At 67.8% G+C, this 23,594-nt stretch carries 17 protein-coding genes; 10 read left to right on the top strand and 7 right to left on the bottom strand.

The window, feature by feature from the left end:
- Positions 1–38: 38 nt before the first annotated feature.
- The 3 genes from KG111_RS07815 (at position 39) to KG111_RS07825 (ending at position 2,768) form a co-directional block, all read left to right on the top strand.
- Positions 39–1,991: an AAA family ATPase gene (locus KG111_RS07815; protein ID WP_283770614.1), complete on the top strand. Its 1,953-nt coding sequence runs from the start codon at positions 39–41 to the stop codon at positions 1,989–1,991.
- Positions 1,992–2,089: 98 nt separating this feature from the next.
- Positions 2,090–2,440 (top strand): hypothetical protein, encoded by a 351-nt coding sequence (locus tag KG111_RS07820; RefSeq protein ID WP_205290089.1) that lies wholly within the window; start codon positions 2,090–2,092, stop codon positions 2,438–2,440.
- 10 nt (positions 2,441–2,450) lie between these two features.
- On the top strand, positions 2,451–2,768 hold the full coding sequence (locus tag KG111_RS07825) for a hypothetical protein (RefSeq protein ID WP_205290090.1): 318 nt from the start codon (positions 2,451–2,453) through the stop codon (positions 2,766–2,768).
- 33 nt (positions 2,769–2,801) lie between these two features.
- Here KG111_RS07825 and KG111_RS07830 read toward each other — a convergent pair whose 3' ends face one another.
- From KG111_RS07830 to KG111_RS07840, 3 genes are read right to left on the bottom strand one after another with little or no spacing between them, the layout of a single operon-like run.
- A complete protein-coding gene (locus tag KG111_RS07830) occupies positions 2,802–5,309 on the bottom strand; it encodes a UvrD-helicase domain-containing protein (protein WP_205290091.1) in 2,508 nt (835 codons plus the stop codon).
- A 40-nt stretch (positions 5,310–5,349) separates the two neighbouring features.
- Positions 5,350–7,947 carry a DEAD/DEAH box helicase gene (locus KG111_RS07835; protein ID WP_205290092.1) on the bottom strand — a complete coding sequence of 866 codons (2,598 nt, stop codon included), beginning with the start codon at positions 7,945–7,947 and terminating at the stop codon, positions 5,350–5,352.
- Positions 7,944–10,079 carry a site-specific DNA-methyltransferase gene (locus tag KG111_RS07840; RefSeq protein WP_205290093.1) on the bottom strand — a complete coding sequence of 712 codons (2,136 nt, stop codon included), beginning with the start codon at positions 10,077–10,079 and terminating at the stop codon, positions 7,944–7,946. Before KG111_RS07840 ends, KG111_RS07835 begins: the two co-directional genes overlap by 4 nt.
- Positions 10,080–10,126: 47 nt before the next feature.
- Here KG111_RS07840 and KG111_RS07845 point away from each other — a divergent pair, with 47 nt between their 5' ends.
- The 7 genes from KG111_RS07845 to KG111_RS07875 all read left to right on the top strand — a co-directional run bounded on the left by KG111_RS07845 (position 10,127) and on the right by KG111_RS07875 (position 19,911).
- Positions 10,127–11,422 (top strand): hypothetical protein, encoded by a 1,296-nt coding sequence (locus KG111_RS07845; RefSeq protein ID WP_205290094.1) that lies wholly within the window; start codon positions 10,127–10,129, stop codon positions 11,420–11,422.
- Complete coding sequence (locus KG111_RS07850; protein ID WP_205290095.1) at positions 11,419–12,972, top strand: hypothetical protein; 1,554 nt, start codon at positions 11,419–11,421, stop codon at positions 12,970–12,972. The genes KG111_RS07845 and KG111_RS07850 overlap by 4 nt, the downstream gene beginning before the upstream one ends.
- The gene (locus KG111_RS07855; RefSeq protein WP_205290096.1) at positions 12,969–14,345 is read left to right on the top strand and encodes an AAA domain-containing protein; all 1,377 of its coding nucleotides are present in this window, start codon (positions 12,969–12,971) and stop codon (positions 14,343–14,345) included. The genes KG111_RS07850 and KG111_RS07855 overlap by 4 nt, the downstream gene beginning before the upstream one ends.
- A 110-nt stretch (positions 14,346–14,455) precedes the next feature.
- A complete protein-coding gene (locus KG111_RS07860; protein WP_205290097.1) occupies positions 14,456–15,580 on the top strand; it encodes a hypothetical protein in 1,125 nt (374 codons plus the stop codon).
- Positions 15,577–16,803, top strand: coding sequence for a hypothetical protein (locus KG111_RS07865; RefSeq protein ID WP_205290098.1), 1,227 nt, complete (start codon positions 15,577–15,579; stop codon positions 16,801–16,803). The genes KG111_RS07860 and KG111_RS07865 overlap by 4 nt, the downstream gene beginning before the upstream one ends.
- On the top strand, positions 16,800–18,575 hold the full coding sequence (locus KG111_RS07870) for an Hsp70 family protein (RefSeq protein ID WP_205290099.1): 1,776 nt from the start codon (positions 16,800–16,802) through the stop codon (positions 18,573–18,575). The genes KG111_RS07865 and KG111_RS07870 overlap by 4 nt, the downstream gene beginning before the upstream one ends.
- A 1-nt stretch (position 18,576) precedes the next feature.
- On the top strand, positions 18,577–19,911 hold the full coding sequence (locus tag KG111_RS07875; protein WP_205290100.1) for a hypothetical protein: 1,335 nt from the start codon (positions 18,577–18,579) through the stop codon (positions 19,909–19,911).
- A 557-nt stretch (positions 19,912–20,468) separates the two neighbouring features.
- Here the strand turns inward: KG111_RS07875 and KG111_RS07880 are convergent.
- From KG111_RS07880 to dps, 4 genes are all read right to left on the bottom strand, one after another.
- On the bottom strand, positions 20,469–21,299 hold the full coding sequence (locus tag KG111_RS07880; RefSeq protein ID WP_205290101.1) for a tyrosine-type recombinase/integrase: 831 nt from the start codon (positions 21,297–21,299) through the stop codon (positions 20,469–20,471).
- Entirely contained in the window at positions 21,227–21,589 is a 363-nt protein-coding gene (locus tag KG111_RS18615) for a hypothetical protein (protein ID WP_490707488.1), read from the bottom strand. Before KG111_RS18615 ends, KG111_RS07880 begins: the two co-directional genes overlap by 73 nt.
- A 27-nt stretch (positions 21,590–21,616) precedes the next feature.
- Positions 21,617–22,639: an alcohol dehydrogenase catalytic domain-containing protein gene (locus KG111_RS07885; RefSeq protein WP_205290102.1), complete on the bottom strand. Its 1,023-nt coding sequence runs from the start codon at positions 22,637–22,639 to the stop codon at positions 21,617–21,619.
- 299 nt (positions 22,640–22,938) lie between these two features.
- The gene (dps, locus tag KG111_RS07890) at positions 22,939–23,556 is read right to left on the bottom strand and encodes a DNA starvation/stationary phase protection protein Dps (protein ID WP_205290103.1); all 618 of its coding nucleotides are present in this window, start codon (positions 23,554–23,556) and stop codon (positions 22,939–22,941) included.
- Positions 23,557–23,594: the final 38 nt, after the last annotated feature.

A 23,594-nucleotide genomic window follows, 5' to 3' on the forward strand; every position in this document is an offset into this window, starting at 1 on the left:
TGACCGCGCCGACGGTAGTTGCGAGTGTTGCGGTCCGAGTGGCTGCGACTGGAAAGGTTCAGTTGAGCGCGCAACAGCGCCGTGCGGTGGAGAGAATCTGTCAGTCGGGCCGCCAGGTCGACGTACTCGTCGGGCCGGCCGGGGCAGGCAAGACCACCACGATGCGAGCGCTCCGAGCAGCTTGGACCGCGGAGCGCGGGCGGGGGAGCGTGGTCGGTCTGGCGCCGTCCGCCGCTGCTTCCCAAGCGTTGTCCGACGACCTCGGCGTCGCGTGCGAGAACACGGCGAAGTGGCTCCACGAGTACGACCACGACCGCACTGAACTCCGGCGCGGTCAGTTGGTGATCGTCGACGAGGCGACCCTTGCCGACACGGTGACACTCGATCGTCTCACCGGGATCGCCGCGGGCGCGGGCGCCAAGGTGCTGCTCGTCGGCGATCCCCACCAACTCCAGTCCGTCGACGCCGGTGGGGCATTCGCGCTCCTCGTCGACCGGCGTGCGGACGTACCGGAACTGGTCGAGATCCACCGCTTCACCAACGAGTGGGAGAAGGACGCGTCCCTCACGCTGAGCCGCGGCGACGTCCAGGCCATTTCGGCCTACGGCCGTCACAAGCGCATCCGCGAGGGTCTCACCGACGAGATGGTCGACGCCGCGTACGTCGCCTGGCGCGCCGACTGCGCTGCCGGCCGCGCCAGCATCCTAGTGACGGAGTCGGCTCGTGATGTCCGCGCGCTCAACGAACGCGCGCGGGCCGAGCGGCTACTTCTGGATGGCGCCGTCGATCACCGTGAGGCGCATCTGGCTGACGGCTGCCGCGCCTCGTTCGGAGACGTCGTCATCACGCGCCAGAACGACCGCCGGATCCGGACCGTGCGCGGTGGGTGGGTGAAGAACGGCGACCGATGGCAGGTCACCGACATCCGGCGGGACGGCTCTGTCATGGTCAAGCGCCTCGACGCCCGCGGTGTGCGAACGGTCCTGCCGCCGGAGTACGTCGCCGAGCACGTCGACCTCGGGTACGCCGTCACCGCGCACCGCGCTCAGGGCGTCACCGTCGACACGGCGCACGTCGTCGTGACCTCATCGACGACCCGAGAGAACCTCTACGTCTCGATGACCCGCGGCCGCGAGTCCAACATCGCGTACGTCGCCCTCGGCCAGCCCGACGACAGCCACTCCACGCCGGAGGAGGATGACGTCACAGCCAGGACGGTTCTGTACGGGGTCCTCCAACACAGTGGCGCCGACCTTTCCGCCACGCAGACGATCGAGGCCGAGTACGAACTGCACGGCGGCATCGACCGGCTCGCGGCCGAACTCGAGACGATCGCGGCCGACGTTCAGCACGAGCGGTTCGTCGACCTGCTGCGGCGCTCTGGGCTGACTGCCGAGCAGCATGCCGCGGTGGTCGAGCCGCCGGCGTTCGGCCCGCTCACAGCCGCGCTGCGTCGTGCCGAGGCCTACCACCACGACCTCGAGCAGTTGGTTCCGCGAGTCGTCAGCCGCCGCGGACTCGACGACGCCGACGACATCGCCGCGGTCCTCCGGTATCGCGTCGACAAGGTCGCAGCGACGCCGCCGCGCGGTTGCCGCATCAGGCCACGACTGGTCGCCGGCCTGATCCCCGAACCGCTCGGCCAGATGTCAGCCGAGGATCGACGGGCGATCGACGAGCGGAAGGAGCTAATCGAGTCGCGAGCTCGCGCCCTTGTCGAGGACGCCGTTGCCAGCGGCGAGGCATGGACTCGACGACCTAGACGGGATCATGGCGAAGCCTGGGTAGACGCGCCGACGACGGTCGCGGCATACCGCGACCGCTACAAGGTCATGTCCGACCTGTTGGTCGGTGGCGCCGCAAAGACCGAAGCTCAGCGGGCGGATCGCCAGCGTGCCCTTTCCGCCATCCGAATCGCCGGCGCGGCTGGTGCAACCGAGCGCGCCGTAGCGTCGCCGTCAAGGAAGGCCCATGCCATTTCGGCTCCATAGGTGCCAGCTGGGTGCGTTCTCCACAGGGGAGCGGTGCCAAAAAGGCGAATGACCGACCGCCCGGCGTATCGAGGATACCGACCGCCCGGAGGTTCTCAATGCTGACCTTGCTCGAGTTGCCGGTCATCATCGCCGTCGCTGCGTTGCACCGCTACATCCAGCTGTACGCGCCCTCCAACGTGCTTGTACGCCGCGTTAGGGCTCAGGAACCCCGGTGCATAGCCGCTGCCCTGCTGGGTTTCCTTGCGGCGGTTCTGCTCGTCGCGATGCACCTGCTCAGCGAGGCCGTCGCAGCCGGAGCACCTGGGTGGCTCAACCTTGGGGTACTCGTCCTAGCCTGGGACGAACTCAAGGTTGGATGGCTCGCTGTCAGCGTCATCGTCAGGGCGATCGTCGGTGTGGCGCCGGTCCTTGGGGCGCGCCGCAGCTCCCGCAGCCGAACTTCGTAGGATCGGAACCGTGTCTGACGACCTCTCTTTGTTCGGTGACGACGCGACGTCCGCGCCCGTCGAGCCGCCGCGTGCCCCGACGCCGATCGCCGACTGGCAGGTCGACCTGCTGCGAAAGGCGCTCGACGCACGTGGTCTTACGACCATGGAGGAGCGCCAACAGGCGATCGAGTCCGCTGCCGGCCGCACAGTCACGTCTCTGCGCGCCCTCACCCACGACGAGGGGTTACAGGTGATGTCGCGCCTTGGTCAGCGGGGCGCTGCGAGCCGGAGTTCGACGTCGCAGTGGGACGATCGCGAAGGCGATACGTGGATCGACCGGCTTTAGACTGCGGTCTTTCAGCGGTCCGCGTGTGGGCGCTCATGCGGTGTTCCGGGTGAACCGACAGGACGGGAACCTGCTGCAGCCGAGGAACTCCCGTCCGTCGGAACGTCGCTTTCGAACCACAAGAACGCCGCCTTCGCAGTCTGGACAAGGCTCCGAGAGATCGACGGTGCTCAGCGGGGAGAGTTCGAGCCGCTGATCCTTCAGCAGCTCCGTTACGAACGCCGATTCGTGGCCCTGGACCCCGACCAACGTGAGTTGTCGGCGAGCGCGGGTCAGGGCGACGTAGAAGAGCCTGCGCTCCTCGGCGTGGGGGAACGGGTCCGCTTCTGACATGGCGAGCGCGAGAACTGGGTCGTCGACCACCTCGCTGGGGAACCCGTAGGTGCCGGACCCGACGTTGGGGAGCACGACGAAATCGGCCTCGAGTCCCTTCGACGAGTGCACGGTACGGAAGCGCACCCGCAGCTCGGGTGGGAAGGACCGCGGCATCACGTCCCGGTCGAACCGATATCGCCCCAGCACGTCGACCTCGACCACACCCGACCGCCCTGGTCGGATCTCGCCGGAACGGACACGCGCCGCCAGGTCGACCAGCACCCGTTCGACCGCGGAGGGAACCTCGTGCGGCTGCCCGACGCGCACGAGGGAGACGGGTGGACCGTATTCGGCGTGAATCGACGAGACGTCTTTGCGGAACTGTCGGGGGTTCTTGGCGACGAACTCGCCAGCAGTGTCACAGATGGACTGGGGCGAGCGGAACGTCGTCTGCAGCCGCAGCGTCAGCCCCTCACCGAACCACTCGCTGAACGACGTCATGACCGACAGATCTGCGCCGGCGAATCGGTTAATCGACTGCCAGTCATCCCCGACCGCCAGCAAGTAGCGATGCGGCTTGGCCACGAGGGCGCGAGCCAGTCGGGCGCGTGCCTGGCTGGCGTCCTGGAACTCGTCGACGAGGACCAGATCGAAGCCCATGTCGACGTCACCGGCCTCAAGATGCCCAGCAGCGCGCACCAGCATGTCCTCGAAGTCGATCGCATCGTCTTCGTCGAGTCGCCGCTGCCACTCGTCGTGGATGGTCCAGTACAGGTCGACGAAGACGCGCGCCCGGTAGCGCTGAATGCCCGCTGGTGACGCATCGAGACGCCGATCGAGATCTTCACGAGTCAGTGAGTTCGACTTCACGTGCGCCATGAAGGATCGCATCAGGCGCGCCAGGTCTTCGTGCTTGACGGGGGTCGCGCCACGGACGGGGCGGTCGGGGTTCCAGTCGAGCGTGATTCCTCGTGCCCGCAGGTCCGCTGCCAGTGGCTGGAATCCGCTCTGATCGATGATGGAGGCCCACGTCGTCTCGATCAACGCGGTTCCGAAGCGGTCGTGGAGGCTCTTCTTCCAGGTCATCCCGGCCGCGTACCCGTCGAACTCGGGAGGGGGTTCGCCGTTGCGGTCCAGCGCCCAGTGCTCGTGCCAGACGTCGACGTCGGGGTAGTAGAAGTCCGGCCGGTACTGCGAGTGCTCGGTGTCGGCGACGTCGTGGTCGTACGGCCGCTCGTACTCGTACTTCACGCCGTTCAGGAACAGGAAATCGGCGATCATCCGTTCGCCCTGGCTCTTCACGGTCTCCCCGTTGAAGGTGCGGAACCCGGTCGCGCGGGTGGCGTAGTCGTAGGCGTCCGGCTCCCCGCCGGCGGGGTCCTCCGCCATCCGCGCGAACAACAACCGGTACATGTCCCACTTGAACCGGAACTCGGGGGACCGGTCGCGCAGCTCGTCGACGATCCGGCTGACCATCGCGACGTCCTGCCCGCCGTCGATCCAGGGCGCGAGCCGCGGCTTGCGGCCGGTGGCCGTCCCGATCACGTTCAGGCCGAACGCGTGGAACGTCGAGGCACTCAGTCCGGACGGGTCGATCCCCGCCGCGTCGAGGCGCTCGTCGACGCGTTGTTGGAGTTCCGCTGCGGCGTCCTTGTTGAACGCGAGCAGGAGGATCCTGTCGGCAGGCACGATCTCGCGCCGGATCGCGTACGCCGCCCGCGCCACCATCACCGACGTCTTGCCCGACCCGGCGGCTGCGATGACCTGAACCCGGTTGTCGAACGTCGCAACGGCGGTCGCCTGCTCGTCGGTCAGCGGCTTCGTCTCGATCGTGTCGAAGAAAGCGCGCTGGCTCCGAAGCTCGTCGCACAGGATCCGCTCATTGGTGGAGTCGACGACGTCACGCAGGTCCTGGTCGACGAACGCGATCAGGTCGCGGGCCTCCGCCCCGGCCTCCTTCCGCGTCGCCAGCTTCGACGCCACCGTCGACGGTGTGGGCCGTTGCGCCTCCCAGTCGTGTCGCACGTCGCGGGTTACCCAGCGGCCGTCTGCGACGGCGGTCGCCAGGCCCTGCTCGACCGTCGCCTTCCACGCGCGCAGCTCACGTAGCGACGGTTCCGCGTCGTCGCCGAGAGCGGCCAGTCGTGCCGCGCGCGTTCGCACGAGCGCGACGACGACCGCCGCCATCACGAGCGCGCCGACCGCAGCGAGCACCACCGGTTCCATCGCGATCCCCCTCCGGCACGTTGCCGCTTCCTATCGACCCTCAGAGCGCGTCGTAGAAGACCGCCAAGTCGCTGCGGTAGAGAACCTCGGGCGCGTCGGCGCTCCCGAGGATTCCGGCGCGGACTCGGTCTAGCTGGAGGTCGAGGACGCGCATCTTCCCGTCGATCTCGGCGAGCGCTTCGATCCGGTGGAACTCCGAGCCATAGTCCTTCGCGAACCGCACGAGTGCCTGAAGCTTCAGCAGTGAGTCCTGAAGATGGTGGCCGTGCGGGTCGACGATCGACGGTCGGATGGCACCGTCGACCTCGTTGAAGAAGATGAAGTCGGGGTGCATGGAGCGCCAGTTGCCGACGTCGTCGCGATAGCTGACTCCGAGCGAGTCGACGGCCGCGCGAGCAGGGTTCCGGTACCACGCCCGGCACGAGCTTCGGGCCAGTTCCGCGTGAACGACGTCGAACTCCCACCCGTTGAGCGAGCTGAGCGGGAACTCGCCGTTCTCGTCGGACATCAGGTGGCGGTCGGCGAGGGGCGCGACGGCGATCTGGCCGTCCTCGTCGACGACCGCGTAATCCTCCATGCGGGTCCGCGGACGCTTGAGCTCCCCGCGCTTCGGCTCGGTCGCCTCGGCGCGGATGTCCTCGAACGCCTGCTGCCGTTCGTCCGACAACTCCTTGATCTGGACGCGGTGCTCGGCGAACCACTTCTCGGCCAACTCGTCGGCCTCGCGGTCGACCTTCTCGCGAACGGCCTTCACGATCGCGAGGGCCGACGCCTTGACGTACGCCTCGCGCAGTCCGTCGTCCTCGCCGTCGTCGTCGCCGGCGAGGTGGTCGACGTACGCCTGGGCCACGTCCGCGCCGAACGCCTTCTTCGCGTCCTCGAACGCGACGCGGATCGCGCGGTCGTCGGCGCGCTCGACGAACTCGGTGTAGGTCAGTTTCCCGGTCTTGCGGCGCCCGGAGATCGTGACGCCGCGCACGGCCCAAACCTCCTCGATCGCCGACTCGAGCTCGGCCCGGTGGCGCACCGCGAGGGAGTCGAGGACAGTCGCCATGATGGCCTCGACCTCGGCGAGGGCGCCGGGCCGGACGCCGTCCGCCGACAGGGCTTGAGCGAGCGCGACGAGCCGCTTGACGGGCCGTGACCCGCGCTGCGGCATGGTCTCGGTCGGCATCGCGTCCCACGCCGGCCACACGAAGTCCGGCACGCGCGGGTTCTTCCGGAGCTCACGGCCGTCGATGAGGACCTTGCGACCCTTGCCGCCGGGCAGCTCGCCGATGCTCCCCGACAGGAACTTCGCGACGTTGCCCGCCGTCGTCTTGTCGAAGAACGGCAGGATGCAGTCGACGGAGTTCAGGCGCTCGTCGCCCGGAACGGGACGCGCGAGCGGGTTACGGACCATACGACCGAGGAGCTGGGTGATGTGATCCTGGTCCTTCGCCGGCCGGAAGGAAACCATCACCTCGGCCCGCGGGCAGTCCCAACCCGTCGAGATCGCGTCCTTCGCGACAAGAACCCTGACGCTCGTCTTCGACTCGACACGCTGGGGCTCGATCCAGTCAACCTCCCACGAGCCGAACTTCTGGACGGTGTGGTCGCCGAACACGTGTCGAACGGAGTCCCCGGACAGTTCCGGCATCGCCCGCAGGATCTCGTCGAGGGCGAGGCCGATCTGGTCGTGATCGGGCGTGTTCGGGACCTGGAGCACGAGAAGCGGCTTCACGACGTCCGCAGACCCCTCCGACTTCGCGTACCGCTCCCACCGCGCGCTCGAGTCGGCGAGGAGCTTTGCGGCCCGACGGACGAGGACCGTGTCGAAGTTCCCCGCTTCGTCGGGGATGTCGAGGTTGACGACGTCCTTGACGAGACCCGAGTCCTGCACACGGATCGGGTCGACTTGGACGGCCGGGAACGCGCGGCGCGACTGATCCGCATCGGCCGCCTTCATCGCGTCGGTGAACGCGGACAGCGTCGCCGAGATCCCCCACACGATCGGCACCGCCGACTGGCTATTCGTGCCGTTGATCAGCTGCCGCACGAGCGTCGGCTTCTCCGCGCTCGTCCGCTTGTTCTTGAACCCGCGGTGCGCCTCGTCAAGGATCAGGTACACCGTCAACTCTGGGTCGTCGATCGTGTTCCCGATGATCTCCCAGATCGTCGACGCCTGCTGGTCAGGCGCAGCCGTCCCCGGCAGAGTCTCGAACGCACCGTCCTCATCGAGGGTCGCGGTGCGCGTCAGCCGGGAGTTCTTCGCAAGCTTGTCAGTGTTGAGGAAGTAAACCTTCCTCGGCTCCAGCTTCGACCGCGGGAACGGGAACTGGACCGTCACCAGCTGGTCGTACGTGAACTTCTCGCTCGCCTGACGCAGGCGGTCCTTCGTCTGCTCGTTCAGGCTCGGGTCGTCGGAGAACCAGATCACGACCGCACCCGGGTCAGGATCGGTCCCGAACTTGTCGCTGCCCCAGAACAGCGACTCGATGACCGCGGCCGCCATGACGGTCTTGCCGGCACCGGTCGTCGCCGAGAGCGCGACCGACGAACTCGTGCCCTTGGAGCGGTACTCGGACCGCGCCCGCTCGAGTGTCTTGAGAACGTCGTCGACAGCCTCAGACTGGTACGACTTGAGAGTGAACTTCATCGGGTTCCTCGACCTGCCTCGATCTCGAAGTTCCGCAGATACGCCTCGTACAGCCGAACCGGCTCGACGTGGTCGGGGAGGGCCGCGACCATCGACTCGAACAAGCGATCCTCGTCCGTCACGATAAACGCCATTGCGACGTCGTCGTTCTCGGCGACCGCCTTCAGGAAGGGCTCCGCCTGGTCCAGGTCCGCGATGACTCCATACACGTCCGCGACGTCCCAACCCTTGGAGACGTCGTCAATGCGTCGTCCCCTCGAACCTGCGCGCAGCCACAGGAGCGGGGCGACCTTCTCGAATTCGCGATTCGATGCTACTCGCAGCGGTGCTTCGTACGTCAGGGTCAGGAATTCGGCATTCTCATGGAACCCGTCCGAAATCGGAAACACGTCCGTGAACTTGTAATCCCCCTTGACCAGGTCGCCATCGGGGGTCATTCCCGTGATGGCTGCGGCCACCCGTGGTTTCGTCACGAAATCACATATTCCGTGGGATTCCCACTTCGGGTCGCCGGGTCGCAATCCACGCTTTGTCAAGGAGTTCTGCTCGGCAGCAGCTACCTCGTTGTTGGTGACAACAATGGCCTGACGTGATCCGGCATCCTGACGGTTGAGGCGCATCACGGCGTGCGCCGTGGTTCCTGAACCGCTGAAAAAGTCGACGACGACGGCTCCCTTCTTCGCGCCAACGGCGATCCTGAGGGCGTCCTCGACGGCATAGAGCGACTTTGGGAAGGGGAACTGTCGGCCACCAAGAAGGGCGCTGACTAGGTTTGTGCCGTGCCATCCGGCGTGGTGGCGGGCGCGGTTCCAGACTGTCTTGGCAGGGAAGGTCTTCGCTGCCGCTGAGACGACGGAAACGACCTTGGCGCCTTGGGCATCAAGACCGGTGACAGCGAATTCGCCGGTTTCAACCTTCTTGCGCGCAGCCCTGCCGAGGTACCAGATCGTGCCCTTGCCAGAGGCATCGACCTTTCCAGCCCTTGCGAAGCCGTCTGCGATGAGCTCGCGCAAGGCTGCGGGTGAGCAGCGCCATCGTCCCTGTTGGCCTCCAGACTTCGTCGGCCACACGGCGATCGAACCGTCCGGAACTGTCCACTCTGAAAGGTTGGCTGTCAGCGGCTTGCTGTCGCCGCAACCGACAATTCTTCCGGTCTCTTTGCTAACAAAAACGGGATAGAAAAGGTTGGGAGAGTCTGAGCGGGCACTGTCGGTCCCGCTACGAAGCAGCGACTCCCAACGGACCTTGTCCGAGCTGGTGGACGGCGCCTCGTTCAGAAGGTCGTCTACCGACTGGAATGGAACGGCGTCCCCAATGAATAGAAAGAAGGCATATTCCTCGACGCGACCAAGCTCGCCCTTGCGATTGCTGCCTGCAGCCTGAATCACGATGGTGACCATCTGAGCACGTGCCTCAGGGAAGACTTGCTCGAGCAACAGCGCAAGCCGGTGAACCTCCTTTTCGTCGATCGTCACGATCAACACTGAGTCGGCTGGATTGAGTAGTTCGCGAGCTAGGAGCAGGCGCCGCTCCATGAACGCGAGCCACTTCGAGTGCCGATAAAGGTCCTCCCCCTCGACGTAGTCGTTGTTGTACTTCCAGTCCTTCGCGCCCGTGTTGTACGGCGGGTCGATGTAGATGCAGTCGACCTTGCCGCGGTGCGTGAACAGCAGCGTCTGGAGTGCGTGGTAGTTCTCCGCGTTGATGACCGTGTGGAACGGCTTGTCGCCGCCTCGCTCGACCTTTCCCGTTGACACGAGGCCGGGGTAGATCGGGTCCCGGAACTCGGCCACGACCACGAGGTCGTCGACGGGTGCGGACGTCTCGTCGTCGTCGTTGTCGAGGGCGATGAGGTCGGCGTGACGGACGCCGTCCTGGGTCGAGAAGGCGATGACGCGCCACAGGCGGTCGTTCTCCTTCTTCCGTGCCTGCCCGCGCGGCGGCAGGATGCGGACCTTGTCGCCCTTGCGTACCTTCCGGCCCGGGAGCTCGACGGCCTCAGGTACGTGGCGCTCGAAGTTCAGCCCGAAGGAGCGCCGGTCGGCGAGGGCGTCGTACTCCCGTTGCAGGTCGTCTGCCAGGCCTGGGTTCTCCATCCGGAGCTGGCGGAGCAGGTCGTTCAGACGCGACAAGTCAGGGTTTCCTCTCAGGTTGGTGGAGCGCAGCGAAGCCTAGTGTCGTGGCCCGACGCTTCGGGCCGATGCTGAGGGTCTTCTTTACGAATCTGCCCAAACGGTCGGAGGTTCTTGCGACCATGTCCGGCGTGGGAGGACAAGCAACGTCGCCGTCGCTCGACGGCATCCGCGGGGCGCTGCCGCGTGCCCGGGCGAACGCGCGCTCGGTCGCGGCGCTGACTCAGAACCCGGGATGCACTCGGCGGCGCGTCATCGACTCTGCCGGCGTCCCGGCGCACGAACTCGCGGCGAAGCTCGGACACCCGACCCTGCGGGGTCAGTCGCCGTTCGCGATCGAGGGCGGGAACCGCTTCGAGGACCGCCTGAAGGAGCGCAGCGGCTACGGACTGTTGGTCGAGGCCCTCGAACCGTACGTCGAGCTCCCGATGCCGCCCGACCTCGCAGTCGAGGACATCAACCATGTGGGCGGGAAGATTGGCAGCAAGCCCTGGATGGACGCGCGCGTCGCGAAGACCGACGAGGTTCTGGCGAAGATCGCGAGCGGAGACTCGACCGCCCCACACATCGTCGACCATCCGGTGCTGCGGTTCGAGCTCGCCGGCGCCGAGGTCAACCTCGAGCCCGACGCGCTCGCGTTTCGGGTGGGCGACCGGCTCGAGCTGGTCGAGATCAAGTCGTACCCGATCATCGATGGACAGGCCGACCCGGGGAAGTTGTCGGCGACGGCCGGACAGACGGCCGTCTACCACATGGCGTTGCGGTCGACGCTCGAGCGGCTCGGGTTCGACCCCGACCTGCTGGTGTGGTCGGTGATCCTGGTGGCGCCGCGCAACTTCGGTCGGCAGCCGGTCGCCCACCGGGTCCCGCTGAAGAAGAAGAGCCTGTCGTTGTCGCGCGTCCTGGCCGCCGTCCCGAAGACCGCGGAAGTGCTCGCCGGCCTCCCCGCGGACCTCACCTTCGACGTCGACCCGAGCGGCACGATGGACGAAGCGACGTTGCGGGCCGCGTTGACCAAGGCCGTCCAGCAAGTCGGCGCCCTCTTCGTGCCGGACTGCGTCACCACGTGCGACATGGCTGCGTTCTGCCGCGCAGAAGCCTGGGCCAAGGACGACCCAGCCAGGCTGGGACGGGATGCTCGCGACAACCTCGCCGGCGTCCACACGCTGGCTGACGCGCTCAGGCTCGCCGAAGACGGTCCGTCGGCAGGGGAGGACGAGCTCGCGGACGTCGCCGAGGCGCTCGGTGCGGCCCGCTCCGCGATCGCGCGGGCGCGCTCGCTCGTCCCGACCGCCGGGCTGACCCCGGTCCCGGCTGTGAACCCAGCGGGCGGCGCCGCATGAGTCTGATCGACCTGCTCCTTACGGCCGAAGCCGCACGCGCGCACCGGGCGGTCCGTCGCACGGCGTACCGACACGTCCACCTCGCCGATCGGCCGTTGATCGTGGTCGCCTACAACCTCTCGGGCGAGGCCGCCGCGCCGCTGGGCATCATGTACGGGACCGATCCGGCGGCGCCGAAGCTCGTCGTGGCCGCCGAACCGCGCAACCGCGAGTGCCGCTTCGGCGCGATCAACCAGTTCGCCGAGGACCTCGACGTGTACGTCCGCCCCTTCCTGGCGTTGAAGACCGAACCCAAGCGCGGGGGCGGGTTCCGCCAGGTCGCTTCCGGAGCGCCGCAGGTGATCGTCCCGAACCGCGCCACGCGGTCCTACCTCGGGGCGCGGCTCGGTCGATCGCTGAGGTATCTCGGCCTCGACGGCACGCACGACGTGCCGGAGGCGACCAAGTGGGCGGGCTCCCACCTGTCGTGGCTCACCGAGCACGCCAACCTGCCGGGCCAAGCGAACTTCCTCGCGATGACCGAGACGTTGTCCGAGCACTTCGTGACCGGGCAGTCGGCGCTCGAGGACGAGAACCTCGCCGCGTTGCTCGCGTGGATCGACGGCGTCGCCGGCGACCTGCTGGCGGAGCTCGAACGAATCGAGCTCGAGGAGGCGTTCGGTCCGGTCCCGAACCCGAAGTGGGAGGCCAAACTCGAACCGCAAGTCAAGGCGTGGGGTGACGGACTCCGGAACGGCGACGCGGCGAAGATGGCGACGGCCGAAGCGAGTGTCACGACGGCGGTCCGCGCCGCGCTCACCGACGCGTACGCGGCGACGCACCGCGCCGTGGACATCCTGCGCGGCATCGACCCGGCGGCCACCGTTGCCGCGAGGTGGGCGAACGACGTGTACGAGTGGGGCGCCCACGCGAAGCGCGCCAAGACGGGGATCCCGCGGTTCGCCCGTCGACACGACGCGTTGAGGGCGGCCGCGATGCTTCAACGGTGGAGTTCGGCGGCGGACGAGCTCGAGACCGCCCAGGCGTTCGACGACCCGATGATCATGGCTCGCCTCGACGCCGAGGGCCGGTGCGTCACCGGCGCCATCACGAACGTCGACGCGCAGAACAAGGAGATCAAGCCCGGCAACAAGCGCGCGACCCGCGTGCCGCTCGTCGAGGTGTCCTTGACGGGGCCGACCCGCCTGCTCGCGGGCGAGGTCGTCCGCTGGGTCGGCGACAAGAAGATCCGCGGCGTCGTGCGGTCGGTCGACGACGGTTCCGCCGTCGTCGCGGTCACCGACCAGGTGAAGGCGTTCGACACTTACGCCTGGCCGCCTGGCGTCGAGGTGATCTTCGTGGGTCTGGACCCGTGGGAGGGTCCGAACCCGTGGGGGCCGGACGAGATCCCGTGGACCCACAAGGAGGCGACGACCACCGAGCTCGCCGGGCAAGCCGAACCGGGCGACGGGTCGACGGATGGGTCGCCGGACATGTCCCCGGCGGAGTTGGCCGAGATCGTCGTCGTCGGCGCCGTGGCGCCGGACGCTGAGCCGGGAGTCGTCGTATGAGCCAGTCCCACCCGAAGGTCGACTTCCAGTGGGTGAACACCGACTACACGAAGCGAGTGGTCGCCGACATCGAGGCGCTCGACAAGGGCGGCGCCGTCCTGGTCGAGGCCCCTCCGGGAGCGGGAAAGAGCTCGCTGACCGTGTCGGTGTCGAAGGCGCTCGCCGACGCCGACTCGAAACTCCGCCTCCCGATCGTGACTCAGACTAACGAGCAGGCCGACGACCTTGTGGCGGCGCTGCTGAAGCGACACCCCGACCTCCGCGTTACCCGGCTGGTCGGCGGCGCCGGCGGTTCGAGCGCGATGCAGAACCTCGCCGCGGCCAATCCTGACCTCGTGATCTCCAGCAAGCACGACGACCCGACCGTGAAGGGGACGCAGGTCGTCGTCGCGACGGCTCGCAAGTGGGAGTTCGTCAGGTCCGGCCAGCAGCGGAACGGGTTGATCCAGGGGTACGACCTGGCGCTGATCGACGAGGCGTACCAGATGCGATCGGACGCCCTGCTCGGCGTCGCCACGATGTTCGACCGACTCATGTGCGTCGGTGACCCTGGCCAGCTCGACCCGTTCACCACGATCGACGATGCACTGTGGAAGGGGTTGGAGTATGCGCCGTCACGCACCGCGATGGGAACGCTGTCGGCGTTCCACCCGGAGCTGACGCCCCACCAGCTGCCGTTGTCGTGGCGGCTGCCGCCGTCCGCGGCCGGGATCGTGTCGCAGGCGTTCTACCCGTACACGGGGTTCTCGGCCGGCACCGACGCGGCCCAGCGCTCCCTCACGATCGGCGCCGGAGGAGGCGCGCCCGAAGACGACGCTCTGGACCGGGCGGCCACCGAGGGATGGGCGTACGTCGAGCTCCCCGAGAAGCTCGCCGTCCGCACCGACGCCGAGGTGGCGACCCAGCTCGCTCAGCTCGTGCAGCGACTGCTTACCCGCGGCGCCGACGTCGTCGACGAGCTGGACGCCACCGGTCGGAAGCTCGAAGCGAAGGACGTCGCGGTCGTGGCCGCCCACAACGACCAGGTCCACGCGGTGCGGTTCGCGCTGAGTCAGCTCGGCGTCGATCCCGACTCGCTCGTCGTGTCCACGGCGAACAAGGTGCAGGGTCGCGAGTACGAGGTCGTGCTCGTCTGGCACCCGCTCGCGGGTCGGCGCGACGCGACCGCGTTCCACCTGGAGGCGGGCCGCATGTGCGTCATGCTGTCGCGCCACCGTCAGGCCTGCATCGTCGTGGGCCGGGCCGGTGCCGACCGGCTCCTCGCCGAGTTTCCCGACTCGGACCCGATCTTCCTTGACGAGCCGGAGAAGTTCCCTGACGGCTGGGAGGCGAACTCCTTGGTCCTCGAGCACCTGGCCGGGTTCAAGGCCTGACGCCCTCGAGCGCGGCGCTGATTCTCTCAGGTTCGGGCCCTTGTGTCGGGCGCTCCGACTAGCCTGCCGAAGGCGGAAATGGCGGCATCGGGAAGCGATAGGAGGGGTCCGTGGGGTTCTGGCACACCGGCTACATGGAGTTCCATGAGCCCGACTCCGAGCCTCTCGGCACCCCAGGTCCGCCCAAGCCGCCGGAGTTCCCGTGCCCCGACTGTGCCTTGGTGTTCTCGTCCGAGCGCGCAAGGCGCGCGCACAGGTTCGACGGCCATGCCACGAAGCGGCCCGCGCTGGTCTTCCGAGGCCGCGAGTGCGGACGTACCCGGTTGATGGTTACGAGTGCCAGCAGCCCTGCGGACTGGACGACCTCGGACGTCGAGCAGATCAAGGTGAACGGCCGCGAGACTTCGCCGGGCAAAGCTGCGAAGTACCTCGCCGGCGCGATGACTGGCGTTCAAATCGTGACAGTCTCCAACGGTCCCCTTAAGCGCACGTTCGAGTTCGACTTCTGCCTCGCAGATGAGGACGACCTCCTGCTGGTGGATCAAGCGCTCGAGAAGCTGATCTCTAGTCGCGAACTGAGTCGCAACGCGATCGACGCGTTCATCATGCGAGCGGGCAGGGGAGTGACCGCGCGCCGCTATCGAGAGGGACTCGCGACGTACCTCTACGGCGTCCTCGCGCGCGAGGGCGATGGCGACCCCGGGCGAGTTGATGCAACGGGCGCGCCTCTCTACGAGCAGCGCTACAACAGTGCGGTGTCTCTGCTGTCGACGTTCGATCGGCCGGCGGCTGAAGCGATCTGCGGTTTGGTCGCGCTGCACTACAACCAGTTCGACCTCGCCGTGCGAAAGACCAACAGCCACCGCGTGTCCGACGTCGCCGCGCGTTTCCGTTCGCTGCTCACCGGTGGGGCGTTCGGCAGGGCCAGTCTGGCCGACAGGTCGCACGGGAGCTTCGACCAGGCGCTGAGCGACTCGGTGACGGAAGATCTCCTCGACGTCGGCGCGGCGCCGCTCGATGGAACGATGTCCCCGGTCGTGGGGCAAGTGCTGCCTTCGCTGAGTGAGTTGCGGCCGCAAGATCAATTCAAGGTGCGGCTCATCGCGGCTGAGGCGATGCTCGCGGCAGGCGACGTCGATGGCGCCGCTCGACACGGCGAGGCTCTCAGGCACTCGAAGGAGACGGGTGCTTGGTACGCAGGATTCCGAACCCGACTGCAAGAGGTAGGACGTTGAGCGACGACAGCATCCCCGAGCCAGGACCGAAGTCCGGACTGGAGGACTCCGCGCAGCCGGTGACTCCTGACGAGGTGGCGGAACCGACGGGGCCGGCCGGCGACGACACGGATGCGTCCGGTGGTGTCCAGGACGCACCGCGATCCCGGCCGAAGAGCAAGCCCAAACCCGTCGTCACGACGGTCGAGGAGCTGTTGACCTTCGCCTACGAGTCGAATGCCCGGCTCCTGGAGTTCCCCAAGGACGCACTCAAGAAGCTGCCGATCACTGACGAGGGCATCGAATCGCAAAGCGCGCTGGTCGCCACGCTCGCCTCGACCGACCCCACCATGTCGGTTCCGTTCAAACTCTTGCAATATGCCGCACGCCAGGGCGTTCAGCTCAAGCGAGCCGAGGACGGCGATGTCGGCCGGGCGCTCAACCGGCTGGTTGACCTGGCCCTCGTGGCGTTGGGTCACCACCCGGTCTTCCGAGTCTGGACGGACCAGTTGTTGGATCCCCGCCGGGATCCGCAGCCGACCACTGAGCATCTGCGCGACGCAGCTCGCCAGGTTGACGCTGAGAAGCTAGGCGTGTCGTCAGAGAGGTTCAAGCCAGCAGACAGCGAGCGCCTGGTCAAGAACGCGGTCGCGTGTTTCGGGCTCCTCCGCGCGCTGCAGCGCGAATGGACCCTGGACGAGTTCATCGATGCGTCCTACCGCGCTGTCTGGAAGTTCGAGGCGCCCGAGGCAGTGGGGCTGCAGCGAGCGGCCAGCGAGATCGGCGCCAGCCGCGATCACGCCGTGCTCGGGATCGTGGGCACCAACTACCTCGCGCGCATCAAGCGACTCGATCGCCAGATCTCGCAGCTTGAACGTGACGCCGCTGCTGCTTGGAATCGAGAGACGCGGCTCCGCGATGAGCTGGCGTCGGCCAAGAACCGTGAGGAGGCGGCCCTGGCTCGCGCGGAAGCACTCTCGGCAGACGTCGTACGGCTGCAGAAGGAGCTTGCGGCGGAGAGGGACAACCGCGTGGTCGACAAGAGCCATATGGCTGACGACTACGAAACGCTGCGCACACGCATCATCCGACGGCTCGGTGGAGAGATCGATCTGCTGACGGACGGTCTCCACGCGCTCCGCAATGGGGCGCCCAACGTGGCTGAGGAGTTCCTCGACCGGTCGCTCCTCGCACTCACGCGAGAGGTCGAGCAGCTGAAGGACTCCTCCGGAGGGCTCGCATGATCGTCGGCTTCGACTTCGGAACCACCAACAGCCTCGTATCGGTGGTAGTCGGTGACCGCGTCATCGACGTCATGGATGTCGAAACCGGCCGCCCCCACCCGTCGATCGTCCGCTACGAGGGCGAGCAGGTCGTCGTCGGCCGTGAAGCGAAGGATGCGCTGGGTGCCGCTGGCATCGGGGTGCACGGGAACACGGTGAAGTCTCCGAAGTTCCTCCTCGGCGAAGAAGCGGTCGCCGTCGGCGGCGTCGATCGGAGCCCAGTTGACATCGTCGCTGACGTCGTCCGACACGTCCGTTCGGAGTCCCTCCGAAGCCCACAGCGCAACGTGCTCGGTCCGCTCGACAACGCCGTGGTCACCATCCCGGTCACGATGGACGGGCAGCGCCGCGCCGCCTTGCGCGAGGCGTTCGCCGGAGCAGGAATGCGCGTGGCGCAGTTCGTCCACGAACCGCTGGCCGCGCTGTATGGGTTCATCCGGGGCGCGAAGGACCCGGAGGAGATGGCGCGGCGCCTGGCGCGGCGAAACGTCCTCGTCGTGGACTGGGGCGGTGGCACGCTCGACCTGACTCTCTGCCGAGTCGACGAGGAACAGGTGCGGCAGCTCCGCAACGGCGGGTCAGCGCAGGTCGGCGGCGACGAGTTCGACAAGGTGATCCGGGACGAGGTCGTGAAGCGCGTCCGGGCACGAGGCGGCGTGGCCGACGACGACCTCGCGATCCCGGAGGCCGAGCTCCGCCTGTTCCAGGACGCCGAGCGCAACAAGATCGAACTGTCGGCGGACCGCGTCGACGTGACGTTCTACCGCCCGAGCTACTTCCAGTCCGGCGCGACGTTGCAGTACCAGCTCACGCGGCAGGAGCTGGAGGAGATCACGCGACCGCTCGTGACCGCGGGGATCGATGAGATCGAATCGCTGTTGGACAGCTTGTCGATGGCCCCGGGCCAGGTCTCGCTCGTCGTCGTGGTCGGTGGCATGGCAGCCATGCCCGCCATCCGGAGCCGCTTACACGAGCTGTTCGGGCCAGACCGCGTCGAAGTGCCGCCGAACAGTGCAACGTTGATCTCGCAGGGCGCCGCGTGGATCGCGCATGACCGGCAGAGGCTGCGACTGGCGAAACCGATCGAACTCGAGCTCGCCCGTGGTTCTTTGATGCCCCTCCTCGCGGCCGGAACCGAGATGCCGCTCGGAGGCGAGGTCAAGCACGAGACCCTCCACCTGTACTGCGCGGACCCGACGGACGGGAAGGCGAAGTTCCCGATCGCCACGCCCACCGCGCTGTCAGCCCACCCGCAGGCGAGTGAGCGCCGAACCTCACTCGGGATGATCACGCTGAGCGTGGACGAGTCAGCGCCTCCACTGCACGAGCGCCTTGAACTCGGAGTTGTTCTCGACGACGACCTGGTGCTGACAGTCGAGGCATCATCGAGCCAGAAGCACGATCGGGTCGAGGCGTCCTACTACGACCTGGAGTTCGGCCTCGGCCTTCCTGAGGCCGCCATCGCCGGGGGTGTCGCGGGGGACCCAAAAGGAGGTGAGGAGTCCGTCGTCCTGCCAAAGACCGGACTCGTCGTCCGAGCGAACGTAGTGCGGGACAAGGACCAGACCGCGGTCCCTGGAGACGTGCTGTACGCGCACAACTCGGGCGCGTTCGCGAGACACGTTCGCGACGGCGCCACCGAGACCCAGCTGCTGGAGCACCTCTACTACCAGCCATGTGCTGTTTGCAAGCGGCAGTGGGGGCACCCGGAATGCAGTTGCGGCACGGCGTGACATGGCCAGCGCGAAGTCAGTCGTTCGGGTACTCGACCACGGAACCGAGGTCGAGACTGGCGTACGCCGTCCGATTCGCTTGACCCCGGACGGGTACGCGGGGGTCGCCTACGCCGGGTCCGTCTATCCGCTGCAGTCGGACGACGTCATCGACCTGGCGGGACCGAGTTGGGAGCTCGCGGACTGCGACCGATTCCTATTCGCCGGCGCAGACGTTCCGTATGCGCCAAGTGCGGACGAACCGCTCGATGCGGTCGGGTTCGACGTCGAGTGGCACCTGGAAACCAACCGGTACGGGCACTACGTCGTGTTCAACGCGTCGGAGCGCACGGCGAGTCGCGTGGTCACGGCGCTGGAGGCGGCCGACCTCAGCGTCCAACGCTGGGACGTCAGCCACCGCCCGGCCGAGGACGGCAACTTCTACGACTGGTTCGCCCGGCTTCGATTCAAGGGCAGTCGGGCCGAGGCCCTTACCCTGATCGGGGCCGTCATCACGCCGCCATCGGTGCCTGCCCCCACGGTGCCTGCGATCGATCCGACGGCGGCACGTCTGGCAGATGCCGAGGCGCGGATCGAGGAGCTCCTCAACGAGCTGTATATAGCGACGCGCAAGGGAGAGGCTGCCGAGCGCGAACTCTCGCTCCTTCGAAGGGACCCCGCGAACGCGCGGGCCAATGAGCAGCGTTACCGAGAGTCGCTGGCCCTGGCGGAGCGCCGGCACGCCGACCTCCAGGAACAGTTGGTGTCGATTCGGCAGGGCCTGGGAGGCATGGCTGACGCTGCCGAGTTGGTGAAGAGCCTGGCGGATGCGGAAGAGCTCCGCGAGCTTGCCCTCGCCGAGAACTCCCTGCTCCTGGAGCGGGTCCGCGCCGCCGACGCCAATGCCTCCGAGAATGCGGCGCGAGCCGACGACCTGGCCGGCCAAGTCGACGCGCTCCTCGGGCGGCTTGCCGAACTCGATGCGTTGGAGACCGAGCGCCTTCGCGCCGCGACCGCCCAGCGGCCGCGTCGCGGAGGTGTCGTCGAGTTCCTCCCTCAGGCGTTCGGCCGTCTCGTGTTCGTGCTCGACTCAGTGGACGTGATCGCGAACCTCGAGTCGCCTGCGGCGACGATGCGAGCGCTCATGGACATCGATTCTGGGCGGCTCGTGGGGAAGGACCTCGAGGGCATGCGCGGTTGGTACGCGGTCACTAAGCTCGCGACCGGCATCGCCGGCAGCGAAGGTCTCGGGCGCATCTACTACAAGCCCGACGGACATCGAGTCCTCGTGAATGTCCACATCAAGCAGGACGAGAAGCAGCAACGGCGGCACATCGAGCGTTTACGCTCCTATTGAGTCGGGGGCGACTTGACCGCGCCCGAGGCTCCGACGGTTGTACGCGGCTCATTAATCCAGAGTGTGAGGTGCCTCTCCCGCCCCTGACAGGCGCGGGTGCTGTGGTCCATTGCGATTGCCAGAGGTCGCTTGACGGGAGGGCTCGGATTGGGCTCGCTTTGATTCGCAGATGTACGCAACCCCGCGCCGACGCCAACCAAGGTCGCAAGCGGCATCGTTGCAGGTCAGGGCGGTTTCTGGGCTACGGATGCAGATGATCGCAATGGATCGCGTTCACGCTCAGGGGCGAAGCCTGTTCCCGATGACGCACCACGTCGAATGCATCGCGCTGCTGGAGAAGACCGGCTCTGACCTGTGGTGACGCGATTCGCGGTAACGCCGTAGACCTCCGCAACCCCCTTATGGCGCGCTTTGGGCGCAGCACACCCGCGATTCTGCGCGGGGGAACAGGCGCGCGTCGGCGTTGCGGGGCGCGAGGGGGGTCTGGTTGTGCGGTCACCGTGCAGGCTGCTCCCAGCGCTAGCAGCGATACCTCACGGCGGGCGTCTTCTCCCCGCTTATGAGCCAGCCAACTCCGACAGGCGCCGGGCGATCTCGGCGTCCCGGTCAGCAGCCGCGTGCTGGTAGCGCATCGCTGCCCCTGGGGTCGAGTGGCCGAGGCGACCCATGAGTTCCGCCAGCGTGGCACCGGTCTGCGCGGCCAGCACAGCGCCGGTGTGCCGGAGGTCGTGCCAACGGAGATCTGGACGGCCGGCGGCCTCGCGGGCCGGGTAGTAGACCTTGTACAGCGTCGCCGGAGCCATGTGGCGGTTGCTGTCGCCGGCGGCCGGGAAGAGCAGCGACTCTCTGCCGGGCGCGGTGTGGTCGGAGAGGTGGTCTTTCACCAGCGGCAGCAGGTGGGGCGGGATGGCGATGTCGCGGACGCCGGCGTCGGTCTTGGGTGGACCGATGATGAACTCGCCGTCGACCCGGACGACGCCACGGCGTACCTTCACCCGACCGGTGCGCAGGTCGATGTCGGCGCGCCGGAGCTCGGTCAGCTCGCCGAAGCGCATGGCGCACCACGCGGCCAGGAGGGCCATGAGCTTGTAGCGATCCGGCATCTCCTCGACGATCGTCCTGAGTTCTTCGAGGCTGGCTGGCTGGACGTGGTGGGCGCGCTTCGCGCTGCCGGCTCCGCGGATCTGAGCCGGGTTGTAGGGCACGAGGGGATGCGGGCGCTCCGACGCGGCGCTGGTGAAGACCGTGCGGAGCAGGCTGTAGGACTGGGCGCGAGCGGTTTCTCGTCCGGGCGCGAGCGCGTCGTACCAGGCGTTCACGTCTTCGGACGAGATCCGGTCCATGCGCTCGTCGCCGAATGTCGGGTGGATGAACGTGTCGAGGAGCATCCGGTACTGCTGCCTGGTCGTCGGCCGCAGCGCGCGACCCTGCGTCTTCTCGTCTCGAACCAGATGTCCGCATACGCCTGCAGCGTCGGCACCGATCGGCTCGCCGCCCCGCGAGCCGCCTCCTCCGGGGCCCACACCTCCATCTCGATCTCGGCGCGACGAGCCGACAGCCAGGCCACGGCGTCGTCCCGAGAAGCGAACGTCATCGGGGCCCGGTAGAGCCGACGGTCGGGCCCGGTGTAGGCCGCACGGTAGCGCCCGTTGTCCCGTTCCTCGATCCGATCGAGGATCCGGCCTCTGGCGTTTCTGGCGGGCCGTCAGCGCTGCGGCTTGCCGATCTCGAAGACCAACCGCGCGGGCACCTGGCCGGCGAGGACCTCCTCGAAGCACTCGTTGACGTCGTCGAGGCTGCGCGGTTCGGTGATGACCCGGGTCCGGCCGTTGGCGTGCAGGGCGAAGCAGTCCTCCAGGTCGTTGCGGGTGCCGACCAGCGACCCGATCACCCGCTTGCCCGTCAGCACGGTGTCGAAGACGGGGAGCTCGAGGGAGTCATCCGCCGGCAGCCCGACCAGCACCAGGCGTCCGTTGGGGTTCAGCGCGGCGTGGGCGGCGCGCATCACCGCCGGCGAGGGGACGGTGACCAGGGCGATGTCCACACCGCCCAGCTCGGCCAGTGCGCCGGCGCTGTCCCCACGTCCGTCGACGACGTGGTCGGCGCCGAGGTCCTGAGCGAGCTGGAGCTTGTCGTCCTGCACGTCGAGGGCGACGGTGTTGGTGCCGAAGACGCGGGCGTACTGCAGGCCGAGGTGACCGAGGCCCCCGATGCCGACCACCATCGCGGTCTCGTTCGGCTGCGGCTGCGCCACCTTCAACGCCTTGTACGTCGTCACGCCTGCGCAGGTGAGCGGCGCGGCGTCCGTGGAGCTGACCCCGTCGGGCACCCGCACCACGTGGGAGGCGTAGGCGACGGCGTACTCGGCGTAGCTGCCGTCCATGGTGTAGCCCATGTACTGCGGTGAGGTGCAGTAGGTCTCCCAGCCCGCCACGCAGTAGCGGCAGTGGCCGCAGGCATAGCCGAGCCAGGGGAGGGCCACCCGGTCGCCGACGGACAGCGGCAGGTCGCCCTCGCCCAGTCGCTCGACGGTCCCGACGCCTTCGTGGCCCGGGATCAGCGGCATCTTCGGCTTGACGGGCCACTCCCCGCGGGCGGCGTGGATGTCGGTGTGGCACAGACCGCAGGTCTCGATGCGGACCAGGACCTGGCCGGGACCCGGCTCCGGGACGGGAACGTCTCGCACGTCCAGCGGCGACTCGAAATCAGTGGCGACTGCTGCTTTCATCGGGCGGCTCCTCGCTGTGGTGGTGGCCCTGGGTCGAGGGCGACCCGTGGGGTTGCTTCCCGACCACACTCCGCCTTGCGGCAGCGCGGAGGTAGGGCCACCCGTCACCCCGTCCGGGGTCGGAGGTCCCGGACGTCTGGGCAGGTCCATGCCGAAGTGCAGGTGCCGGACCTCACGGCTCGGCGTCGCCGGGAGGCGCCCAGGACGACAGGACCCCCGGTGGGTCCACGTGGGTCCACCGGGGGTCCTGCATCGGGCCCGGGCAAGGCAACGCGCCCGGGCCGGCCGCGGTCTCGTGCTCAGCCTGCGGCGCGTGCGGCGGCGACCTCGCTGTCGGCACCCTCGGTGCTCAGCCGGCCGCCGGTGTCCTCCAGGTGCGCGCGGACGAACCAGTGGAACAGCTCCAGCTGCTCCGTCTGCGCGATGAACATGTCCTCGGTGATCGGGTCGAGGTCACCGAGCTCCTCGATGCCCTCGCGGTAGGAGGTGATCACGCCCCGGTAGACGACGTCCAAGGCGCCCAGGTGCTGCTGGGTGCCGGCGCGCCCGATCTCGTAGTCGTCCCAGGTCCGCTCCGCGACGATGGCGCCGGGCGTGCCCTTCGGGGAACCGCCCATGGTGGCGATCCGCTCCGCCAGGTCGTCGGCGAATCCGCGCACCGCCTCCACCTGCGGGTCGATCATCTCGTGCACCGCGATGAACTGCGGGCCGACCACGTTCCAGTGCACGTGCTTGAGGGTCAGGTGCAGGTCGTTGCAGGCGTGCAGACGGTCCTGCAGCAGCGCCACGACCCGCTCCGCGGTCTTCGTGTCCAACCCGGGGGTCGTGTAGTGCAGCGTGGCCTTCTTGGCGCTCTTGGCGTTCTTCCCGCTCTTGCTCGAGGACGCCTTCTTGCTCTTCTTCGGCGTTGAAGTCATGCCTGAGCAGTAGGCAGAACGGCGGATTTCATACCTCG

This window comes from Nocardioides faecalis, from assembly GCF_018388425.1.
Lineage (GTDB): Bacteria > Actinomycetota > Actinomycetes > Propionibacteriales > Nocardioidaceae > Nocardioides > Nocardioides faecalis.